Genomic DNA, 19,740 nt, shown 5'->3' with positions numbered 1-19,740 from the left:
GGAGCCGGCCGCCCGTGGCCGGTCTCAGCCGTCGTGACGGTACAGCTTGCGCTTGTCGATGTAGCGCACCACACCGTCGGGCACCAAGTACCAGACGGGCTCGCCCTGCGCCACCCGGGCGCGGCAGTCGGAGGAGGAGATGGCGAGGGCGGGGACCTCGACGAAGGAGACCCGGTCCTCGGGCAGTCCGGGGTTGGCCAGTATGTGGCCCGGCCGGGTGACGCCGATGAAGTGGGCGAGCGAGAACAGCTCGTCGGTGTCCCGCCAGGTCAGGATCTGCGCCAGCGCGTCGGCGCCGGTGATGAAGAACAGGTCGGCGTTCTCGTTGAGGGCGCGCAGGTCGCGGAGCGTGTCGGTGGTGTAGGTCGGGCCGCCGCGGTCGATGTCGATCCGGCTGACCGAGAACTGCGGGTTGGACGCGGTGGCGATCACCGTCATCAGGTAGCGGTCCTCGGCCGGGGACACCTGCTTGTGGCTCTTCTGCCACGGCTGCCCGGTCGGTACGAAGACCACCTCGTCCAGGTGGAACTGCGAGGCCACCTCGCTCGCGGCGACCAGGTGGCCGTGGTGGACCGGGTCGAACGTCCCGCCCATCACGCCGAGCCGCCGCTTCACGGGCCCTGTCTGCTCTCCCATGCGTGCAGACCCTACTGGGCGCGATGACACGCCGATTCTCCGGGGACCGGTGGGATCAGCGGTCGCGGTTGAAGCGGGTGGTGATCCAGAGCAGGAGCAGCAGGATGACCAGCGCGGCGCCACCGGTCATGTAAGGGCTGATGCTCTTGTGGGTGTCCACGTGCTCGCCCTCGGAGGCGAGGGCGACGAGGGCGCTGTGGGCGGAAGCGATGATCACGGCAGGACCTTATCCGGGACGGTATCGGGTGGAGACTTCTGCCACATCGTATGCGGGGGCGCTCGGCAAGCTCACCCCGACTCCGCGGCCGGTCGCCACCGGCCCTCGTCCGGTCCCGGTCCGGTCGTCGCTCAGTTCCTCGCTCAGTCCTTGTCGCGGTAGCCGCGCAGCAGGAACCAGGCGATGAGCACGACGCCCACCACACCGACGATCAGGATCGAGCGCAGCACCCAGCCGGGGCCGGTGTCGTCCCTGGAAACGGCGAGCAGCTCGGTGACCGCGGGACTGGTGGTGAAAGCGTTGATTGCGGGCATGTGCCCACGGTAGCCCTGTCGGTGGCACGGCCTAGGCTGGGGTCCTGAAGCCGGGGGACGGGCCACGGTCAGCCCACTGAGGGGGTCAGCGATGAGCGACAGCAACAGCGCGGGCAACGGCGTCGGCGGGGCCGGCGGCCAGGAGCGTCCACCGGGCGGCGAGCGCAGGCGGTTCCCGGACATCTCCTCGCGCGCCTACGAACACCCCGCCGACCGCTCGGCCCTGGTGGCGCTGCGCCGGCTGAGCGGCTTCGACACGGTCTTCAAGGCACTGAGCGGGCTGCTGCCGGAGCGCAGCCTGCGCCTGCTGTACCTGTCCGACTCCGTGCGGGTGGGCGAGCAGCAGTTCGGGCACCTGCACACCCTGCTACTCGACGCCTGCTACGTCCTGGACATGCCGAAGGTCCCGGCGATGTACGTCACGCAGGACCCGCAGCCGAGTGCCATGTGCATCGGCCTGGACGAGCCGATCATCGTGGTCACCACGGGCCTGGTGGAGCTGCTGGACGAGGAGGAGATGCGGGCCGTCATCGGCCACGAGGTGGGCCACGCGCTCTCCGGGCACGCCGTCTACCGGACGATCCTGCTGTTCCTGACGAACGTGGCGCTGAAGGTCGCCTGGATCCCGCTGGGCAACATCGCGGTGATGGCGATCGTGACGGCGCTGCGCGAGTGGTTCCGCAAGTCGGAGCTGTCGGCGGACCGGGCCGGGCTGCTGGTGGGCCAGGACCTGCGGGCTTCGATGCGCGGGCTGATGAAGATCGCAGGGGGGAACCACCTCCATGAGATGAACGTGGACGCCTTCCTCGCCCAGGCGGACGAGTACGAGAAGGGCGGCGACCTGCGCGACTCCGTCCTGAAGATCATGAACATGCTGCCGCGCAGCCACCCCTTCACGACGGTGCGGGCGGCGGAGCTGAAGAAGTGGTCCGAGAGCCGCGACCATCAGCGGATCCTGGACGGTCACTACCCGCGCCGGGCGGAGGACAAGGACGCCTCGGTGTCCGACTCCTTCCGCGAGTCGGCCGGCCACTACGCGGAGTCGGTGCGCTCGAGCAAGGATCCGCTGATGGGGCTGGTGCGCGACATCGCGGGCGGCGCCGGCGACCTGGGCGGCCGGCTGCGGGACACCTTCGCGGGGCGCAGGCCGTCCCCGCCGAAGAACGGCCAGGAGCCGAAGAACGGCCCGGACGAGCCGGGGCCGGGGCCGGGGAGGACCACCGGCCCGGACGACTCCCCCTTGCCGTAGTTCCGCGGGCCCGGCTCGCTCGCTAGCCGCGCGGTGGGCTCGGCAGGGCCGAGGGCGCCAGCGTGCCGCAGAGGTCGGCGGTCGCCGGGCCCGTGGCGTACGGGTCGGTGCCCGCCGGGCCCTCGGGGGCGGCCTTCTGGCCGGCCAGCAGGGGCCGCAGGTAGGGCGCGTCGTCCGCCGAGCAGGACTCGGGGCCGGCCTGCAGACTGCTCTGCAGCACCTGCACATGGTGTTCCTGCAGGTCGTCGCGGTCGAGGCGGAAGTGCATCGTGCGCCGCACGGTGAACAGCGACACGTCGGCGGGCCCGGCCGCCTGCGCGGCGCGGACGGCGTAGACGAACGTGTGGTCCGAGGTGACCTCCAGCGCGGCCGGGGACGCCTCGGTGATCGAGAACGTGCCGTGGGTCCGTACGACCGGGTCGGCGAGGGCCACCTGGGCCGGGTCGAAGCGGACCAGCCAGCCGGTGGCCGCGTGCCGGCCGTCGTCGGCCGGCCGGGCCAAGCTGCGGTCGAACTGCTCGAGTTGGGAGGGCGCGAGCAGCAGGCGGACGCTGCGGTGGCCGCCGCCGGTGAGCACGGCCGGGTCGAGCGCGGACTTGACCGTGTACTCCTTGGCGGTGGCGAGGGCGGCCATCACCAGGCTCTCGGAGAAATTCTGGGTGCGGCGTGCGGCCGGAAGGGTGACGCCCTCGGCTCCGTTGCGGAACTGGGCGGCGGGACTGGCGGCGAAGAGGTCCTTCGCGGAGGCCGCTCCCGGCACCGGATCGCGGGGCGCGAGGGGGACGAGCGAGATCTTCAGCGGCTCGGCGGAGGGCGGCCTCGGCTCCTTGTAGGGGTGGCGCAGGCCCATGTAGACCGCCGTGCCGAAGGCGAGGGCGATCAGGATCACCAGGAGCAGCACCTGCCGGGAGGCGCTGACGCGCGCCCAGGCATGGCGGGTGCGGACGGCCGGTGCGTGGTCGTCCATGCGCTCCCGGGCGGAGAACTCCTGGAGCCGGGCAGCACGGACGAACGATTCGTCGAAGACGACGGATCGGTACTCTTCCTCGCCACCTCCCTGGGGGCCCTCGGGCGTGCCCTCAGGGGGGTCTCCAGGCCCGTTCATATCTCAAGAGTAGGTCTGCGGAGCCGCTGGTAAACGCCCTGGTACGCGACAAGTTCCGACGAAATCTCAAGCCGTGGGCGGCATCGCCACAGGTGTGGCCACGACCGTCACACTCCGTCGCAGATCAACGGAACGTCACTGCCGACCACCGAAAGTAATGGCACTCGGCGGGCCTCCAGGGCCCTTTCGATGGCCCCAGGGTGACCGAAAGCGACCGCCTGCCGGCGTCAGCGCTGCGGAGGCACGGCGGAGGCCACCGGTGGCTCGGAATCGGCCGAAACCGACGGCAACGGCCCCTGGCGCTCCCCCGCCGGGACGTCCACCCCGGTGGTCGCGTGCGGCGGGGCGGGGTCCTGCCCCTCCGAGGAGGAGGCGCCCCGGTAGACGGCGGTGAAGGCGAGGGCCACCACGCCTATGCCCATGACCACGGCCAGCACCCAGGCCACCGGGCGGTGCCAGCGGGCATGCCCCCGGTAGGGGCCGCGGGCGGTGCCGTAGCGCCCGTAGGGGCCGTAGGCGTCGTCCGGGTCCAGATCACGGGTCAGGCCGTGCAGCTCGCCCAGCCGGTCGGTGTGGCGCTCGGCCGGGCCGTTCCCGGAGGGCGCCCGGTCCTCGTCGTACGGGTCGTCGTCGGCGGGGCCGCCGCCGGGCCGGGACCGCGCGGAGTCGGCCTCGGCGCGGGCCCGGTCGGCGGCGAGCATCCGCTCGACCGCTGAGGGTTCATGGATCGCGGCGGACCGCACGAACTCCTCGTCGAAGACCACGGAGGCGAACGCGTCGTCCGCGTCTCCGTGGCGGTGGCTGTCGGGCTCCTCGCCGTCCGGGAACGGCCTGCCCCCCACGTCGTCCGGCACCCGTCCAGCGTAGACCCGAACCGGTCAATCCGCGCGGCCGGTACGGGAATTAGGCCTACCGCAAGCGCTGCCGCCCGCGCCCGCCTCCCGCGCTACCGCCCGCGCACATGGCCGTCGCCGGTGACGATGTACTTGGTCGACGTCAGCTCCGGCAGCCCCATCGGGCCCCGGGCGTGCAGCTTCTGCGTCGAGATGCCGATCTCGGCGCCGAAGCCGAACTGGCCGCCGTCGGTGAACCGCGTGGAGGCGTTCACGGCGACCGTGGTGGAGTCGACCAACTGGGTGAAGCGGCGGGCGGCCGCCTGAGAGGTGGTCACGATCGCCTCGGTGTGCCCGGAGGTCCACAGCCGGATGTGGCGCACGGCAGCGTCCAGGTCCTCCACGACGGCGGCGGCGATGTCGTACGAGAGGTACTCCGTCTCCCAGTCCTCGGCCGTCGCGGCCACGACCGTGGCGGACGTGCCCGCGCCCTCGGCGAGCTCCAGGACGCGCTCGTCGCCGTGCACCGTCACGCCCGCCTCGGCCAGCGCGGCCAGCGCCTTCGGCAGGAAGCGCTCGGCGATGTCCTGGTGCACCAGCAGGGTCTCGGCGGCGTTGCACACGCTCACCCGGCTGGCCTTGGAGTTGATCAGGATCTCCACGGCCATGTCGAGGTCGGCCTCGGCGTCGACGTACACATGGCAGTTGCCGGTGCCCGTCTCGATCACCGGGACGGTGGACTCCTGGACGACCGTACGGATCAGCGAGGCGCCGCCGCGCGGGATCAGCACGTCGACCATGCCGCGGGCCCGCATCAGCTCGCGCACCGACTCCCGGCTCTCGCCCGGCACCAGCTGCACGGCGTCCGCCGGCAGCCCGGCGCCGCCGACCGCGTCGCGCACCACGCGCACCAGGGCGGTGTTGGAGGCGTACGCGGAGGAGGAGCCGCGCAGCAGGACGGCGTTGCCCGACTTCAGGCAGAGGGCGGCGGCGTCCACAGTCACGTTCGGGCGGGCCTCGTAGATGATGCCGACGACGCCCAGCGGCACCCGCACCTGGCGCAGGTCGATGCCGTTGGGGAGCGTGGAGCCGCGCACCACCTCGCCCACCGGGTCGGGCAGGGCCGCCACGTCCCGTACGTCCTGGGCGATGGCCCGCACCCGCTCGGGGGTCAGGGTCAGCCGGTCGACGACGCTCTCGCTGGTGCCCGCCGCACGGGCCTTCTCGACGTCCTCGGCGTTGGCCTCGAGGATCTCGCGGGTACGGACCTCCAGCGCGTCGGCGATGGCCAGCAGCGCCTCGTCCTTCGCCGACCGTGGCAGCGGCGCCAGCTCGGCGGCCGCGGCGCGGGCGCGATAGGCGGCACGAAGCACCGGGGACTGCGGCATCGGGTCGGCGAGGGGGGAGGGGAAAACGCTGCTCATGGCCGCAGCCTAACCGGGCCGGGGGCCGCGGCCATCCGGTATTCCACACTCCGGGACGCGATCAGTCGCCCACGACGCGAACTCCGGGACGCGATCAAAAAGGGTGCACCCCGACCGGGGTGGCCGGCAGGGGACCGTAGCCCTCGGCGACGCGCTGGTGGTAGGTCTCGCGGTCGATGACCTCCAGACCGACGATCTCCCACGGCGGCAGCCGGGCCGTCGAGCGGTGCTCGCCCCACAGCCGCAGCGCCACGGCCGCCGCGTCGTGCAGGTCGCGCGCCTCCTCCCAGTAGCGGATCTCGGCGTGGTCGTTGGCGTAGCGGCTGGTCAGCAGGAAGGGATGGTCGTGGGCGAGCTGCTCCAGCGCCCGCCGCACCTCCCCCAGCGGGGCCTCGGCACCCGAGACGCTGAGGGTGACGTGCCACAGCCGGGCGGCCGTGTCATCGGCGGCGTCCCCTGCCCGATCCCCCGTGTCGCCTGTCCCGACGCTGGTCAGTGTCCGCCCAGCCGTCCCTCGGGGCAGCGCCCCTGGGCGCCCTCGTCTCACCGGCGGCCTCCTTGCTCGCTGCTCCGCGCGCGTGCGGCGGAGCCGTGGTGCCGAGGGGCCGTGCGTCCATCACGGTCCCCTGCATCAAAGTTGACCAGTCCGGGGGCGGCCGCGTGACCGTTTTACGGAAAGGCCCCATGGAAAGGCTGGCCTTACCGGGCTTTTCTCGCCCCTGCGTAACGCCCGTCAGCGATGCAGCACGACGAGATCGTCGCGGTGGACGACCTCGCGCTCATAGCCCGGCCCCAGGTCACGGGCGAGATCACGGGTCGAGCGGCCGAGCAGCTGGGGGATCTCCGCCGCGTCGTAGGTGACCAGTCCGCGCGCCACGGCCCGGCCCGCGTGGTCGCGCAGCTCGACCGGGTCGCCCGCGCTGAACTCGCCCTCGACCGCCGCGATGCCCGCCGGCAGCAGCGAGGCGGTCCCCTCGATCACGGCCCGCACCGCCCCGTCGTCCAAGGTCAGGGCGCCGCGCGGGGTGGAGGCGTGCGCCAGCCACAGCAGCCGGTCGGCCGAGCGGCGGCCGGTGCGGTGGAAGTACGTGCCCGTGCCGGCGCCCCGCAGGGCGTCGGCGGCGTGGCTGGCCGAGGTCAGCACGACCGGAATCCCGGCGGCGGCCGCGATCCGGGCCGCCTCCACCTTGGTGACCATGCCGCCCGTGCCCACGCCGGCCTTGCCCGCGCTGCCGATGGAGACGCCCTCCAGGTCGGCCGGGCCCGTGACCTCGGCGATCCGCGAGGTGCCCGGCAGGCTGGGGTCGCCGTCGTACAGACCGTCGACGTCCGACAGCAGGACCAGCAGGTCGGCCCGGACCAGGTGGGCGACCAGGGCCGCCAGCCGGTCGTTGTCGCCGAAGCGGATCTCGTCCGTGGCCACCGTGTCGTTCTCGTTGACGACCGGCACCGCACCCATGGCCAGCAGCTGGTCCAGCGTCCGGCGGGCGTTGCGGTAGTGCGCCCGACGGCTGGTGTCGTCCGTCGTCAGCAGCACCTGGCCCACCCGGCGGCCGTAACGGGCGAAGGACGCGGTGTAACGGGCGACCAGCAGCCCCTGGCCCACGCTCGCGGCGGCCTGCTGCCGGGCCAGGTCGCGCGGCCGGCGCTCCAGGCCCAGTGGCGCGAGCCCGGCGGCGATGGCTCCCGAGGAGACCAGCACGATCTCCTTGTCCCCTCCGGCCTTGGCCAGCGTGTCCACCAGCGCGTCAACGCGGTCCGCGTCCAGTCCCCCGCCCGCGGTGGTGAGCGAGGAGGACCCCACCTTGACCACGATCCTGCGGGCGGCCACGACCTCGTGCCGGACCTCGTGCAGCTCGCCTGCCCCTGTCAACGTACGCACACCCTTGTGATCGCCATGCCTGTTCGTGCCTGTTCCATGCCTGCTCAGGCCCGCAAATCTACCGCCTGACGATTGTGGTCGTTCGACCCTATTTTGTGCTGGTTGCCGTGAGGGAAGATTGCTCCTGGACCAGCGACCGGCATACGGTCGGTGGTCGACCGTTGTCCACCGCGGGCTCCGCGCGCCACGACGGTTTCCCCCCTGACCCCTAGTACTCCTGCCAGGAGCCCGTCCAGTGCCTTCTGCCGGAACAGCCTCCCGCCGAGCCGTACAGCTCGCGGCGCTGCTCGCGATGCTGGTGTTCTTCGCCACCCAGCTCGTCGGCTCGCTGCTGCCCAATGTGCCGCTTCTCATCTCCGCCTCGGCGGCGGGTCTCGCGCTCGATCTCTACCTGCAGCACCGTGACCCCGGTCTCGTCGCGGTCCTCGGCAAGATCCGCTTCGACGTCATGGTGCGGCAGCTGCTGCGCGACATGCTGCTGCTGATCGGGCTCGTGCGGCTGCACGGCGACGGCTCGCTGCGCGGCTACGCGCCGGTGGTCGTCGGCCTCGTGCTCTTCTACGCCGCCCACCTCGCCTGCCAGGCCACCGCCATCCTCGTCCGGCGCACCCGCACGCTGCCGTTCCTCACCCGGAACATCGACACCTCCGGCCTGCGCCTGACCGCCGCGCCGCCGCGCCTGCTGGCCCGCCAGCACGGCCGCCGGCTGCTGCGCTTCGCGGTCCCCGCCACGGTGGGCCTGCTGGTCACCGCCGGCACCCACCGGGCCCTGTGGGCCGGCATCGGCACCGGCGTCTCCCTGCTGCTGGCCCTCGGCGGCACGCTGTACCTCGCCGGCTGGCTGCGCCCCAAGAAGCGCATCGCCCGCGAGCAGCAGGCCCTGGAATGGCTCGACCGCTGGCTGGCCGACTACCGGCCGACCGTCGGCATGTACTTCTCCGGCGGCACCACCTCGGCCTACCAGGCCAACATGTGGCTCTCCACCCTCGCCGAGCTGGACGGCAACCCCGTCATCGTGCTCCGCGAGCGCTTCATGATGCAGAAGATCGAGGCCACCGACGTGCCGATCGTCTGCATCCCCAAGGTCGTCCACCTGATGGCCCTGGAGAAGTCCTCGCTCAAGATGATGCTGCACCCCGCGAACTCCGGTAAGACCTCGCAGGTGCTGCGCATGCCCTCGATCAAGCACGCGTTCATCAACCATGGCGAGAGCGACAAGCTTTCCAGCTGCAACCCCTACTCCAAGGCGTACGACGAGATCTGGGTCGCCGGCCCCGCCGCCCGCGACCGCTACCAGCTCGCCGACATCGGCGTCGAGGACAAGGACGTCGTCGAGGTCGGCCGCCCGCAGCTGGCCCCGATCAAGCCGTACACCGGCGCGGCCACGCGCGCGTACACGACCGTTCTGTACGCCCCCACGTGGGAGGGCTGGGACGGCAACCCCGGCAACACCTCGGTCATGCTCGCAGGCGAGAACATCGTCCGCGCGCTGCTCGCCGACCCGGCCGTGCGCCTGCTGTACAAGCCGCACCCGATGACCGGCTCCGTCGACCCGCGCGCCGGCCAGGCCAACGAGCGCATCCAGGCCATGATCCGCGAGGCCAACACCCGCCGCTCCGGCCCGCGCCCCGGCGCGGACGCCGCGGCGGAGCTCGCGCGCCGCACGGCCGAGCTGGACGAGCTCACCACCAGCACGTTCCGCGACAGCGCCGACGAGATCGAGCGGATGCTGCTGCAGGGCACCCCGGAGAAGGGCCGCGCCGCGACCGTCGAGGCCGCCACCGCCGCCTGGGAGGCCGCGTACTGGGCCTCGCTGCCGGAGTGGGAGCACCAGATCATCACCACCGCCCGCCCCGCGCTCTTCAGCTGCTTCAACGAGTCCGACCTGCTGATCAGCGACGTCTCCAGCGTCGTGTCGGACTACCTGATCAGCGAGAAGCCGTACGCGGTCGCGAACACCAGCGGCATGGGCGAGGAGGAGTTCCGGGCGAACTTCCCCACGGTCAGCGCGGCGACGATCCTCACCCCCGAGGCCGGCGAGGTGCCCGGCCTGCTCGCCGCGGTCCGCGACCCCGGCCTGGACGGCCTCGCGGCGGCCCGCGCCGAGCTGAAGGTCCAGCTGCTCGGCCCGTCCGACCCGCCGTCGCTGGTCCGCTTCAACGCCGCGGCGCTGGCGCTGTGCGCGAAGGCGGACGAGCGCAGGGCCCGTATGGAGACCCGCACCTCGGAGATCCCCTCGCCCCGCGAGGGCGCGGCCGGGGAGCCCGTCACCACGGCGTGACGCCCACGGCGTGAACGCCACAGCACGAAGGCCCCGGGAGGAGATCCTCCCGGGGCCTTCGTCATGTCCGTTCCGCGGCTCGCGCGTGCCGCCCAGGGCCTGCGCGAACCCGGGGCCTACGCGAAGGGGTCGAAGCCCTCGTACTCGCGCGTCGCCTCGTCGCGCTCGGCCTCGCGGTCGCGGCGGCGCTGCGCGGCCGGGCGGGGCGCCTCGAAGCGGTGGTCCTCGCCACGGCGGCCGAGCATCTCGGCGCCGGCGGCCATCGAGGGCTCCCAGTCGAAGACGACCGCGTTGTCCTCGGCGCCGATCGCCACGCCGTCGCCCGCGCGGGCACCGGCCTTCATCAGCTCGTCCTCGACACCGAGGCGGTTGAGGCGGTCGGCGAGGTAGCCGACGGCCTCGTCGTTGTTGAAGTCGGTCTGGCGCACCCAGCGTTCCGGCTTCTCGCCGCGCACGCGGTAGAGGCCGTCCTCCTCCAGGGTGACCGTGAAGCCCGCGTCGTCGACGGCCTTCGGGCGGATGACGATGCGGGTCGCCTCCTCCTTCGGCTTCGCGGCGCGCGCCTGGCCGACGATGCCGGCCAGCGCGAAGGACAGCTCCTTCAGGCCCTCCCGGGAGACGGCAGAGACCTCGAAGATCTGGAAGCCGCGGGACTCGAGCTCCGGACGGATGATGTCGGCGAGGTCCTTGCCGTCGGGGATGTCGACCTTGTTGAGGACGACGATCCGCGGCCGGTTCTCCAGGCCGCCGTACTCCTTGAGCTCGGCCTCGATGGCGTCGAGGTCGGACAGCGGGTCGCGCTCGGACTCCAGCGTCGCCGTGTCGAGGACGTGCACGAGCACCGAGCAGCGCTCGACGTGGCGCAGGAACTCCAGGCCCAGCCCCTTGCCCTGGCTGGCGCCGGGGATCAGGCCGGGGACGTCGGCGATGGTGTAGACGGTCGAGCCGGCCGTCACCACGCCCAGGTTGGGCACCAGCGTGGTGAAGGGGTAGTCGGCGATCTTCGGCCGGGCGGCGGAGAGGACCGAGATCAGCGAGGACTTGCCCGCGCTCGGGTAGCCGACCAGCGCCACGTCGGCGACGGTCTTCAGCTCCAGGACGATGTCCTGCTCGTAGCCCGGCTCGCCCAGCAGCGCGAAGCCCGGCGCCTTGCGGCGGGCCGAGGCCAGCGCGGCGTTGCCCAGGCCGCCGCGGCCGCCCTGGGCGGCGACGTAGGTGGTGCCCTCGCCGACGAGGTCGGCCAGGACGTTGCCGCGCCGGTCGAGGACGACAGTGCCGTCCGGGACCGTCAGCACCAGGTCGGTGCCGTCCTTGCCGGAGCGGTTGCCGCCCTCGCCGGGCTTGCCGTTGGTGGCCTTGCGGTGCGGGCTGTGGTGGTAGTCCAGAAGCGTCGTGACGGACTGGTCCACGACCAGCGTCACGTCACCGCCCCGGCCGCCGTTGCCGCCGTCGGGGCCGCCGAGCGGCTTGAACTTCTCACGGTGTACGGAGGCGCAGCCGTGGCCTCCGTTACCCGCGGCGACATGCAGCTCGACGCGGTCCACGAAGGTGGTCATAGCGGTGTGCCTCCAGATACTGACGGGGATGTCTCTGTTGTAACGCAGCGAGGGCGGCCCCGCTTCCCCGTAGGGGAAGGGAGGTCCGCCCTCGCTTGATCGCTCTACGGCGCCGTGATCCGAAGGATCAGGCGACCGGAACGATGTTGACGACCTTGCGGCCACGGTGGGTGCCGAACTGCACCGCACCGGCGTTCAGCGCGAACAGGGTGTCGTCGCCACCGCGACCGACACCGGCGCCCGGGTGGAAGTGGGTGCCGCGCTGGCGGACGAGGATCTCACCGGCGCTGACGACCTGACCGCCGAAGCGCTTCACGCCGAGCCGCTGAGCGTTGGAGTCGCGACCGTTCCGGGTGGACGATGCGCCCTTCTTGTGTGCCATGTGTTCTCAGTCCCTTACTTCGCAGCCGTCGGGATGCCGGTGATCTTCACCGCGGTGTACTGCTGGCGGTGACCGATGCGCTTGCGGTAACCGGTCTTGTTCTTGTACTTCAGGATGTCGATCTTGGCACCCTTGTGGTGGTCCACGATCTCGGCCTGGACCTTGATGCCCGCCAGGACCCAGGGGTCGCTGGTGACGGAGTCGCCGTCGACGACGAGCAGCGTCGAGAGCTCGACCGAGTCGCCCACCTTGGCGTCGGAAATCTTGTCAACCTCGACGATGTCGCCGACAGCAACCTTGTGCTGGCGACCACCGCTACGCACGACTGCGTACACGCGGATCTCACTCTCTCGCTAGTAAACGGGACCTCTGATGCCAGCCGCTCGCACGGGCCTCGCACGGGCCGGGGCCCGAGCAATCCAAGTGGACGAGCGGCCTCTCCCCGCCGCACGGAACCGCGCGGGCCGGGAGGTGTTTGCTCAGTGGTGTGGCGTCACACAGACGCCGACGGTCAAGGTTACGGGGCCTTGACCGGGGGGTCAAACCGGGGTCCGGGCCCCGTGGCGGGGCCCGGACCACCGGGCGGTGCTCAGTCCTCCGAGGGGGACTCGGCGGCGGCCGCGGTCTTCTTCGCCGCCGCCTTCTTCGTCGTCGCCTTCTTGACCGTCTTCTTGGCGGCCGTCTTCTTGGCCGTCGTGGTCTTCTTGGCGGCGGCCTTCTTGGTCGCGGCGGCCTTGGTGGCCTTCTTCGCCGGAGCCTTCTTGGCGGCCGTCTTACGGGCCGTCTTCTTGGCGGGAGCCTCCTCGGCGGGGGCCTCCACGGCCTCCACCACGGACTCCGCGGCCGGCTCCGGGACCGCCACCGGCTCCGCCGGGGCGGGCGCGGTGACGACGACCACGGCCTCCTCGGCCGCCGAGGGCGAGCCCGCCGGGGCGGACGCCCTGCGGGTCACCCGGCGCCGCGGCCGGGCCGGAGCCGCGGCCTCGGCCGCCACGACGGCCTCGGCCACCGGCTCGGCGACCTCGGGCTCCGCCACCGGCACGGGGGCCGGCTCGGGCTCGGGGGCCGCCTCGGCGGGCGCCTCGACGACGACCTCCGGCTCCACCGGCGCCACCGCCTTCGGCGCACCCGCCGGAGCGGTCACCTTGCGGGTGGCCCGGCGACGCGTACGGCCACGCCGGGCGCCCGCGGCCGCCTCGGCCTCGGCCGGGCTGCCGAACCACTCCTCGTCACCGCCGACCGACGGCACCAGCTCCGCCTCGGCCACCGGCACGGGCTCCAGCTCCGGAGCCTCGACGGCCTCGGGCGCGGCCTCGGCGACGGGCGCCGCGGCCGGCTCGGGCGCCTCGACGGCACCCTTGCCCTTCTTCTTGCCGCGCTTGCCGCCGCCACCGCCGCCGCCCACGGTCGCCGGCTGGTCCATGTGGACGAGCACACCGCGGCCGTTGCAGTGGACGCAGGACTCGGAGAACGACTCCAGCAGGCCCTGGCCGACCCGCTTGCGGGTCATCTGGACCAGACCCAGCGACGTCACCTCGGCGACCTGGTGCTTCGTACGGTCCCGGCCCAGGCACTCCAGCAGGCGCCGCAGCACCAGGTCCCGGTTGGACTCCAGCACCATGTCGATGAAGTCGATCACGATGATGCCGCCGAGGTCGCGCAGCCGCAGCTGGCGCACGATCTCCTCGGCCGCCTCCAGGTTGTTCCTGGTGACCGTCTCCTCCAGGTTGCCGCCCTGGCCGGTGAACTTGCCGGTGTTGACGTCGACGACGACCATCGCCTCGGTCCGGTCGATCACGAGCGAACCACCGCTGGGCAGCCAGACCTTGCGGTCCAGCGCCTTCATCAGCTGCTCGTCGATCCGGTACGTGGCGAAGACGTCGACGTCCGACGTCCAGCGCTGCAGCCGGTCGGCCAGGTCCGGCGCGACGTGCGAGACATAGCCGTGGATGGTCTCCCAGGCGTCGTCACCGCTGATGATGACCTTGGAGAAGTCCTCGTTGAAGATGTCGCGCACGACCCGGACGGTCATGTCCGGCTCGCCGTACAGGAGGCTCGGCGAGCTCGTCGAGATCTGCTTCGACTTCTTCTGGATGTCCTCCCACTGCGCCTGCAGCCGCTCCACGTCACGACGCAGCTCGTCCTCGCTCGCGCCCTCGGCGGCGGTGCGCACGATGACGCCCGCGTCCTCGGGGACGATCTTCTTGAGGATCTGCTTCAGACGGGCGCGCTCGGTGTCGGGCAGCTTGCGGCTGATGCCCGTCATCGAACCCTCGGGCACGTACACCAGGTAGCGGCCCGGCAGGGAGACCTGGCTGGTCAGCCGGGCGCCCTTGTGACCGATCGGGTCCTTGGTGACCTGCACCAGCACGGACTGGCCGGACTTCAGCGCGGTCTCGATGCGGCGCGGGCCGTTGCCCATGCCGAGCGCCTCGAAATTGACCTCGCCCGCGTACAGCACGGCGTTGCGGCCCTTGCCGATGTCGACGAACGCGGCCTCCATCGACGGCAGCACGTTCTGGACCTTGCCCAGGTAGACGTTGCCGACGTAGCTGGTGGCCTGCTCCTTGTTGACGAAGTGCTCGACGAGGACGTTGTCCTCGAGCACGCCGATCTGGGTGCGGTCACCGTTCTGCCGGACCACCATCACGCGCTCGACGGCCTCGCGGCGGGCCAGGAACTCGGCCTCGGTGATGATCGGCACCCGGCGGCGGCCCTGCTCACGGCCCTCACGGCGGCGCTGCTTCTTCGCCTCCATACGGGTCGAGCCCTTGATGGACTGGACCTCGTCGAAGCCGGTGCCGCCCTCGGTGCGGGCACGCTCGCGCGGCTCGCGGACCTTGACGACCGTGCGCTCCGGCTCGTCCGCGCCCGGCTCGGTCTCCAGGGCCTCACCGCTGCGGCGGCGACGACGGCGACGGCGACGGCTGCCCGCGGACGAAGCGGCGGCCTCCTCGGCCTCCTCCTCTTCCTCCTCGGCGGCCTCGGCCTCGGCGGCGGCCTCCTCGGCGGCGGCCTCCTCCTCGCCGGCCTCGAGGTCCGCCTCGGCGGCCTCGCCACGACGACGGCGACGGCCGCCCCGGCGACGACGGCGCGAGGGACGCTCGCCCTGCTCCTCGTCCTCGAACGCGACGGCCTCCTCCTCGGCGGCCTCCGGCTCCTCCTCGACCGGCTCGACGGCGGCCTCGACCGGGGCCTCGACGACCTCGGCGGGCTCACCACGGCGACGGCGGCGGCGACGGCCGGCGGGCGGCGCGGCCTCGGCGGCGCGCTCCTCCTCCTGCTGCTCGCGCTCCTCCACGGCGGCGGCCGCGGCGGCGGCAGCGGCCGTCTCGGGCGTCTGGAACATCGGCTCGGTGAACACCGGCGCCTGGAAGACGGCGGTCGGCGGACGCACGGCACGACGACGGGACCGCGCGGGCGCGGCCTCCTCGGCCGGGGCCTCGGCGGCGGCCTCGGGAGCCGTGGTCGCGGCGACCGCACGGCGGCGGGTACGGCGCGCACGGGGCGCCTCGGCGGTGGCCGGGGCCTCCTCGGCGGCCGGCGCCTCGACGACGGCCTCCTCCGCACCGGCGGAACCGGCCTGGCGGGTGGCACGGCGGCGGACCCGCGCGGGCCTGGCGACCGGGGCCTCCTCGGTACCCGGGACGACCGCGGGGGCCGTCTCGGCGAGGGCGGCGACCGGCGCGGTCTCCTCGGCCACGACCGGCGCGGCCGCCAGCGGCTCACCGGTCGGGGAGCTGACGGCACGCGTGGCGCGACGACGCGCACGGGCCGGCTTGGCGGCCGGAGCCTCGGCGACGACCTCGGCGGCCTCCTCGGCCTCGAGCTCCTCGCCCTCGACCTCCTCTGCCGGGATCTCCTCGGCGACCTGCGGCGGGCCGGCGGGCGCGGTGGCCTTGCGGGTGGCACGGCGACGCGTACGGGCGGGCTTCTCCTCGACGGCAGCGGCCTCGGCGACGGGCTCGGCGGCCGGGACCGGCTCGGCGACGGCCTCGACGGCCGGCTCGGCGGCCTTGGGGGCACCGGCGGGCGCGGTCGCCTTGCGCGTGGCGCGACGGCGGGTACGGGCCGGAGCGGCGGCCGGGGCCTCCTCGGCGGCGACCGGCTCGGCCGGGGCCTCGGCGCCGACCGGCTCCACGACGCTCTCGGCGACCTGCGGCGCACCGGCGGGCGCGGTGGCCTTGCGCGTGGCACGGCGACGCGGACGCGCCGGGGTCTCCGCCGCGGCAGCGGCCGGAGCCTCCTCGGCGGCGGCCTCGGGCGCCTCGGCAGCGGCCTCGGTCACGGGCGCGGTGGCCTTGCGGACGGCACGACGACGCGTACGGGCGGGCTTCTCCTCGGCCGGAGCGGCCTCGGCGGCGACCGGCTCGGCAGCGGCCTCGGCGACCTGCGGCGCACCGGCGGGCGCGGTGGCCTTGCGGGTGGCGCGACGACGCGGACGCGCCGGGGTCTCCTCGGCGGCGCTCTCGGGCGCCTCGGCGGCCTCGGTGGTGGCGACGGCGGGAGCCGCCGTCTTGCGGGCGGCCCGGCGACGCGGACGCGCCGGGGTCTCCGGGGCGGCTGCCTCGGCGGCCGGCTCGGCGGAGGTGTCGGCAGCGCTCACGGCCGCCTCCGCGGCCGGCGGACCGGCCGGGCGGGACGCCGCACGGCGGCGGCGCCGCGGCGGCAGCGTGTCGCTGGGGCTGTTCTCGTTGTCGCCGGGAACGCTCTGCGTCCCGGACTCGGTGGGCTCAATGGATTCGAGCATGCGGGCGGTTCTCCCGTCACGCTCCCGGGCGCCACGCCGTGTTCCGGCCCGCCGGTCCGCGTGATGAGCGCGTAACCGGCGTCCGGGGCGCGGTCGCCGCACGGGAGCTGTCGTCTCGCTCGCCGGGTCCGAATGTGTCACGGCACCGGCGAAAGTCTCCTGGTCAGTGCGCCTGCCGGACCGGGTGGCTCCCTGGTGGCGCGGCAGCGCTTCGACGGCCGTCCTTACGCGGAACCTTCCGGCACCTGCGCGGCACTCGGCCCGGCGGCCGTGGATGGAGCGGCCGGGGCGGCGTCGCGGTCGGGCGCGAGCGGATCGGTCACCGTGCCGGTCTCATCGTCGAGCAGCCCCTGCGCCAGCCTGGTCACCGCAGCGGGGACCGGCGGCGCCAGGTCGGCCGTGGCGCGGAGACCGGACAGGACGTCGTCGGGTCGAACGGCAGGTGTCAAATGCCGAACAACCAGCCGCAGTATCGCACAGGCACCGTCGCCGGGCCTATCGGCCGGAGCTTCGAGCGCCTCGAGTCGGGTCACCGCTCCACGCGCGTCGAAGGTCCGCAACCCGTTTTTCGTCCGGCGCTGGACCTCCACGGTCTCCGCCGCCAGGAAGGCCTCGACGGCCTTCTCGGCGTCGGCGAGCTCCACGCCCTCCAGCCGCAGCTCCCACACGGACGCCTGCAGGCGGTCGGCGAACGAAGAGGTGTGCGCCTCCACCGCGTCCGTGATGTCGAGCCCGTCCGGCAGCGACTCGTCGAGCAGCTCCCGCAGAACTGCGGGGTCGCGGGCCTCGGCGAGCTGGATCTCCAGGTACTCGGCCTCACTGCCCGTGCCGGTGGGTGCGGCATTGGCGTACGAGACCTTGGGGTGCGGGGTGAAGCCCGCCGAGTACGCCATGGGCACCTCGGCGCGGCGCAGCGCCCGCTCGAAAGCGCGCTGGAAATCGCGGTGGCTGGTGAACCGGAGGCGGCCGCGCTTGGTGTAACGCAGGCGAATGCGCTGCACCGCGGGTGCGGGCGGCGGGCCTTCGGGCTGTCGCTTGCCCAGTGGTCTGATTCCTTCGTGAGTGCGGTCGTACTGCTACCTAGAGTACGTGCAACAAGGGCCCCGCCAACCCGGCAGGGCCCTTGCTCGAACATACGTCCCCTCGGTTACTTGACGACCGAGAGCGGCAGGAGCTTCTTACCCGTGGGTCCGATTTGAATGGAAGTGTCCATCTGAGGACACACGCCACAGTCGAAGCACGGCGTCCAGCGGCAGTCCTCGACCTCGGTCTCGTCGAGCGCGTCCTGCCAGTCCTCCCAGAGCCAGTCCTTGTCCAGACCGGAGTCCAGGTGGTCCCAGGGCAGGACCTCCTCGTAGGTGCGCTCGCGCGTGGTGTACCAGGCGACGTCCACGCCCTGCTCGGGCAGCGTCCGCTCGGCGCACTTCATCCAGCGGTCGTAGCTGAAGTGCTCGCGCCAGCCGTCGAAACGGCCGCCGTCCTCGTAGACCGCGCGGATGACGGCGCCGATGCGGCGGTCACCGCGCGAGAGCAGGCCCTCGATGATGCCGGGCTTGCCGTCGTGGTAGCGGAAGCCGATCGAGCGGCCGTACTTCTTGTCGCCGCGGATCTTGTCGCGCAGCTTCTCCAGACGGGCGTCGGTCTCCTCGGCGGAGAGCTGCGGCGCCCACTGGAACGGCGTGTGCGGCTTGGGCACGAAGCCACCGATGGAGACGGTGCAGCGGATGTCGTTGGACTTCGACACCTCGCGACCCTTCTGGATCACGTTCATCGCCATGTCGGCGATCTGCAGCACGTCCTCGTCGGTCTCGGTGGGCAGGCCGCACATGAAGTACAGCTTCACCTGGCGCCAGCCGTTGCCGTAGGCGGTGGCGACGGTCCGGATCAGGTCCTCCTCCGAGACCATCTTGTTGATGACCTTGCGCATGCGCTCGGAGCCGCCCTCGGGGGCGAACGTCAGACCGGAACGGCGGCCGTTACGGGTCAGCTCGTTCGCCAGATCGACGTTGAATGCGTCGACTCGGGTCGAGGGCAGGGAGAGACCGATCTTGTCCTCTTCGTACCGGTCGGCCAGGCCCTTGGCGATGTCGCCGATCTCGGTGTGGTCGGCGGAGGAGAGGGAAAGAAGGCCCACTTCCTCGAATCCGGTGGCCTTGAGTCCCTTGTCCACCATCTCGCCGATGCCGGTGATGCTTCGCTCCCGCACGGGGCGCGTGATCATGCCGGCCTGGCAGAAACGGCAACCGCGCGTGCAACCGCGGAAGATCTCCACCGACATCCGCTCATGAACGGTCTCCGCGAGCGGGACCAGCGGCTGCTTCGGGTACGGCCACTCGTCGAGGTCCATGACGGTGTGCTTCGACACGCGCCACGGCACGCCGGAGCGGTTGGGGACGACACGGGCGATCCGGCCGTCGGCCAGGTACTCCACGTCGTAGAAGCGCGGCACGTAGACACCACCGGTCTTCGCGAGGCGCAGCAGCAGCTCGTCGCGGCCGCCGGGACGGCCCTCGGCCTTCCAGGCCCGGATGATCTCGGTGATCTCCAGGACCGCCTGCTCGCCGTCGCCGATCACCGCGCAGTCGATGAAGTCCGCGATGGGCTCGGGGTTGAACGCCGCGTGGCCGCCGGCCAGGACGATCGGGTGGTCGACCGTGCGGTCCTTGGACTCCAGCGGAATGCCCGCGAGGTCCAGGGCGGTGAGCATGTTGGTGTAGCCGAGCTCGGTGGAGAAGCTCAGGCCGAAGACGTCGAACGCCGAGACGGGCCGGTGGCTGTCCACGGTGAACTGCGGCACGTCGTGCTCGCGCATCAGCTCCTCGAGGTCCGGCCACACGCTGTACGTGCGCTCGGCGAGGACGCCCTCGCGCTCGTTGAGGACCTCGTACAGGATCATGACGCCCTGGTTGGGCAGCCCGACCTCGTAGGCATCCGGGTACATCAGGCACCAGCGGACGTCACACTCGTCCCAGGGCTTGACCGTGGAGTTGAGCTCTCCGCCGACGTACTGGATGGGCTTCTGCACATGCGGGAGCAGGGCCTCGAGCTGTGGGAAGACCGATTCGGCAGTCATCTGGGCGAACCTTCGTGAGCGGGCAAAGGGCGACTCTC

General features: G+C 72.5%; 16 protein-coding genes. 2 read left to right on the top strand and 14 right to left on the bottom strand.

Features of this window, described 5'->3' with window-relative positions; all coding sequences use genetic code 11:
• Positions 1-24: 24 nt before the first annotated feature.
• From nadD to ACIG36_RS01935, 3 genes are all read right to left on the bottom strand, one after another.
• Entirely contained in the window at positions 25-636 is a 612-nt protein-coding gene (gene nadD / locus ACIG36_RS01945) for a nicotinate-nucleotide adenylyltransferase (protein WP_399920310.1), read from the bottom strand.
• Positions 637-691: 55 nt separating this feature from the next.
• Positions 692-853, bottom strand: coding sequence for a hypothetical protein (locus ACIG36_RS01940; RefSeq protein ID WP_399920307.1), 162 nt, complete (start codon positions 851-853; stop codon positions 692-694).
• Between the two features lie 143 nt (positions 854-996).
• Positions 997-1,167: a hypothetical protein gene (locus tag ACIG36_RS01935; RefSeq protein ID WP_399920304.1), complete on the bottom strand. Its 171-nt coding sequence runs from the start codon at positions 1,165-1,167 to the stop codon at positions 997-999.
• 91 nt (positions 1,168-1,258) lie between these two features.
• Between ACIG36_RS01935 and ACIG36_RS01930 the strand changes: the two genes are divergently transcribed.
• Positions 1,259-2,416: a M48 family metallopeptidase gene (locus tag ACIG36_RS01930; protein ID WP_399920301.1), complete on the top strand. Its 1,158-nt coding sequence runs from the start codon at positions 1,259-1,261 to the stop codon at positions 2,414-2,416.
• 22 nt (positions 2,417-2,438) lie between these two features.
• Here ACIG36_RS01930 and ACIG36_RS01925 read toward each other — a convergent pair whose 3' ends face one another.
• The 5 genes from ACIG36_RS01925 to proB all read right to left on the bottom strand — a co-directional run bounded on the left by ACIG36_RS01925 (position 2,439) and on the right by proB (position 7,591).
• Complete coding sequence (locus ACIG36_RS01925; protein WP_399920298.1) at positions 2,439-3,521, bottom strand: hypothetical protein; 1,083 nt, start codon at positions 3,519-3,521, stop codon at positions 2,439-2,441.
• 227 nt (positions 3,522-3,748) lie between these two features.
• Positions 3,749-4,375: a hypothetical protein gene (locus ACIG36_RS01920; RefSeq protein ID WP_399920295.1), complete on the bottom strand. Its 627-nt coding sequence runs from the start codon at positions 4,373-4,375 to the stop codon at positions 3,749-3,751.
• A gap of 92 nt (positions 4,376-4,467) precedes the next feature.
• Positions 4,468-5,778 carry a glutamate-5-semialdehyde dehydrogenase gene (locus ACIG36_RS01915; RefSeq protein ID WP_399920292.1) on the bottom strand — a complete coding sequence of 437 codons (1,311 nt, stop codon included), beginning with the start codon at positions 5,776-5,778 and terminating at the stop codon, positions 4,468-4,470.
• Between the two features lie 94 nt (positions 5,779-5,872).
• Positions 5,873-6,325, bottom strand: a complete 453-nt coding sequence (locus ACIG36_RS01910; RefSeq protein ID WP_399920289.1) for a hypothetical protein — start codon at positions 6,323-6,325, stop codon at positions 5,873-5,875.
• Between the two features lie 186 nt (positions 6,326-6,511).
• Positions 6,512-7,591, bottom strand: coding sequence for a glutamate 5-kinase (gene proB / locus ACIG36_RS01905; RefSeq protein ID WP_399922128.1), 1,080 nt, complete (start codon positions 7,589-7,591; stop codon positions 6,512-6,514).
• A 304-nt stretch (positions 7,592-7,895) separates the two neighbouring features.
• Here proB and ACIG36_RS01900 point away from each other — a divergent pair, with 304 nt between their 5' ends.
• The gene (locus tag ACIG36_RS01900; RefSeq protein ID WP_399920286.1) at positions 7,896-9,941 is read left to right on the top strand and encodes a hypothetical protein; all 2,046 of its coding nucleotides are present in this window, start codon (positions 7,896-7,898) and stop codon (positions 9,939-9,941) included.
• A 116-nt stretch (positions 9,942-10,057) separates the two neighbouring features.
• On the opposite strand, the gene obgE is transcribed toward ACIG36_RS01900, so the two are convergent.
• The 6 genes from obgE to ACIG36_RS01870 all read right to left on the bottom strand — a co-directional run bounded on the left by obgE (position 10,058) and on the right by ACIG36_RS01870 (position 19,702).
• The gene (obgE, locus tag ACIG36_RS01895) at positions 10,058-11,497 is read right to left on the bottom strand and encodes a GTPase ObgE (protein WP_399920283.1); all 1,440 of its coding nucleotides are present in this window, start codon (positions 11,495-11,497) and stop codon (positions 10,058-10,060) included.
• A gap of 127 nt (positions 11,498-11,624) precedes the next feature.
• Positions 11,625-11,879, bottom strand: a complete 255-nt coding sequence (gene rpmA, locus ACIG36_RS01890; RefSeq protein ID WP_004950923.1) for a 50S ribosomal protein L27 — start codon at positions 11,877-11,879, stop codon at positions 11,625-11,627.
• Positions 11,880-11,893: 14 nt separating this feature from the next.
• On the bottom strand, positions 11,894-12,214 hold the full coding sequence (gene rplU / locus ACIG36_RS01885) for a 50S ribosomal protein L21 (RefSeq protein WP_399920279.1): 321 nt from the start codon (positions 12,212-12,214) through the stop codon (positions 11,894-11,896).
• Between the two features lie 254 nt (positions 12,215-12,468).
• Entirely contained in the window at positions 12,469-16,629 is a 4,161-nt protein-coding gene (locus tag ACIG36_RS01880) for a ribonuclease E/G (RefSeq protein WP_399920276.1), read from the bottom strand.
• Positions 16,630-16,853: 224 nt separating this feature from the next.
• Positions 16,854-17,630 carry a TIGR03936 family radical SAM-associated protein gene (locus ACIG36_RS01875; RefSeq protein ID WP_399920273.1) on the bottom strand — a complete coding sequence of 259 codons (777 nt, stop codon included), beginning with the start codon at positions 17,628-17,630 and terminating at the stop codon, positions 16,854-16,856.
• Between the two features lie 146 nt (positions 17,631-17,776).
• On the bottom strand, positions 17,777-19,702 hold the full coding sequence (locus ACIG36_RS01870; RefSeq protein WP_399920270.1) for a TIGR03960 family B12-binding radical SAM protein: 1,926 nt from the start codon (positions 19,700-19,702) through the stop codon (positions 17,777-17,779).
• Positions 19,703-19,740 lie beyond the last annotated feature (38 nt).

It is taken from the genome of Streptomyces sp. NPDC053048, from assembly GCF_044547045.1.
Classification (GTDB): Bacteria; Actinomycetota; Actinomycetes; order Streptomycetales; family Streptomycetaceae; genus Streptomyces.
The sequence above is the reverse complement of the archived record's forward strand: the minus strand, read 5'-3'. Positions and strand labels throughout refer to the sequence as shown.

Excerpts from the sequence above, each read along its gene's own strand:
- ACIG36_RS01880 (WP_399920276.1), bottom strand. The coding sequence starts at position 16,629 with ATGCTCGAATCCATTGAGCCCACCGAGTCCGGGACGCAGAGCGTTCCC.
- ACIG36_RS01915 (WP_399920292.1), bottom strand. The coding sequence starts at position 5,778 with ATGAGCAGCGTTTTCCCCTCCCCCCTCGCCGACCCGATGCCGCAGTCC.
- rpmA (WP_004950923.1), bottom strand. The coding sequence starts at position 11,879 with ATGGCACACAAGAAGGGCGCATCGTCCACCCGGAACGGTCGCGACTCC.
- obgE (WP_399920283.1), bottom strand. The coding sequence starts at position 11,497 with ATGACCACCTTCGTGGACCGCGTCGAGCTGCATGTCGCCGCGGGTAAC.
- ACIG36_RS01925 (WP_399920298.1), bottom strand. The coding sequence starts at position 3,521 with ATGAACGGGCCTGGAGACCCCCCTGAGGGCACGCCCGAGGGCCCCCAG.
- ACIG36_RS01935 (WP_399920304.1), bottom strand. The coding sequence starts at position 1,167 with ATGCCCGCAATCAACGCTTTCACCACCAGTCCCGCGGTCACCGAGCTG.
- ACIG36_RS01930 (WP_399920301.1), top strand. The coding sequence starts at position 1,259 with ATGAGCGACAGCAACAGCGCGGGCAACGGCGTCGGCGGGGCCGGCGGC.
- ACIG36_RS01870 (WP_399920270.1), bottom strand. The coding sequence starts at position 19,702 with ATGACTGCCGAATCGGTCTTCCCACAGCTCGAGGCCCTGCTCCCGCAT.
- nadD (WP_399920310.1), bottom strand. The coding sequence starts at position 636 with ATGGGAGAGCAGACAGGGCCCGTGAAGCGGCGGCTCGGCGTGATGGGC.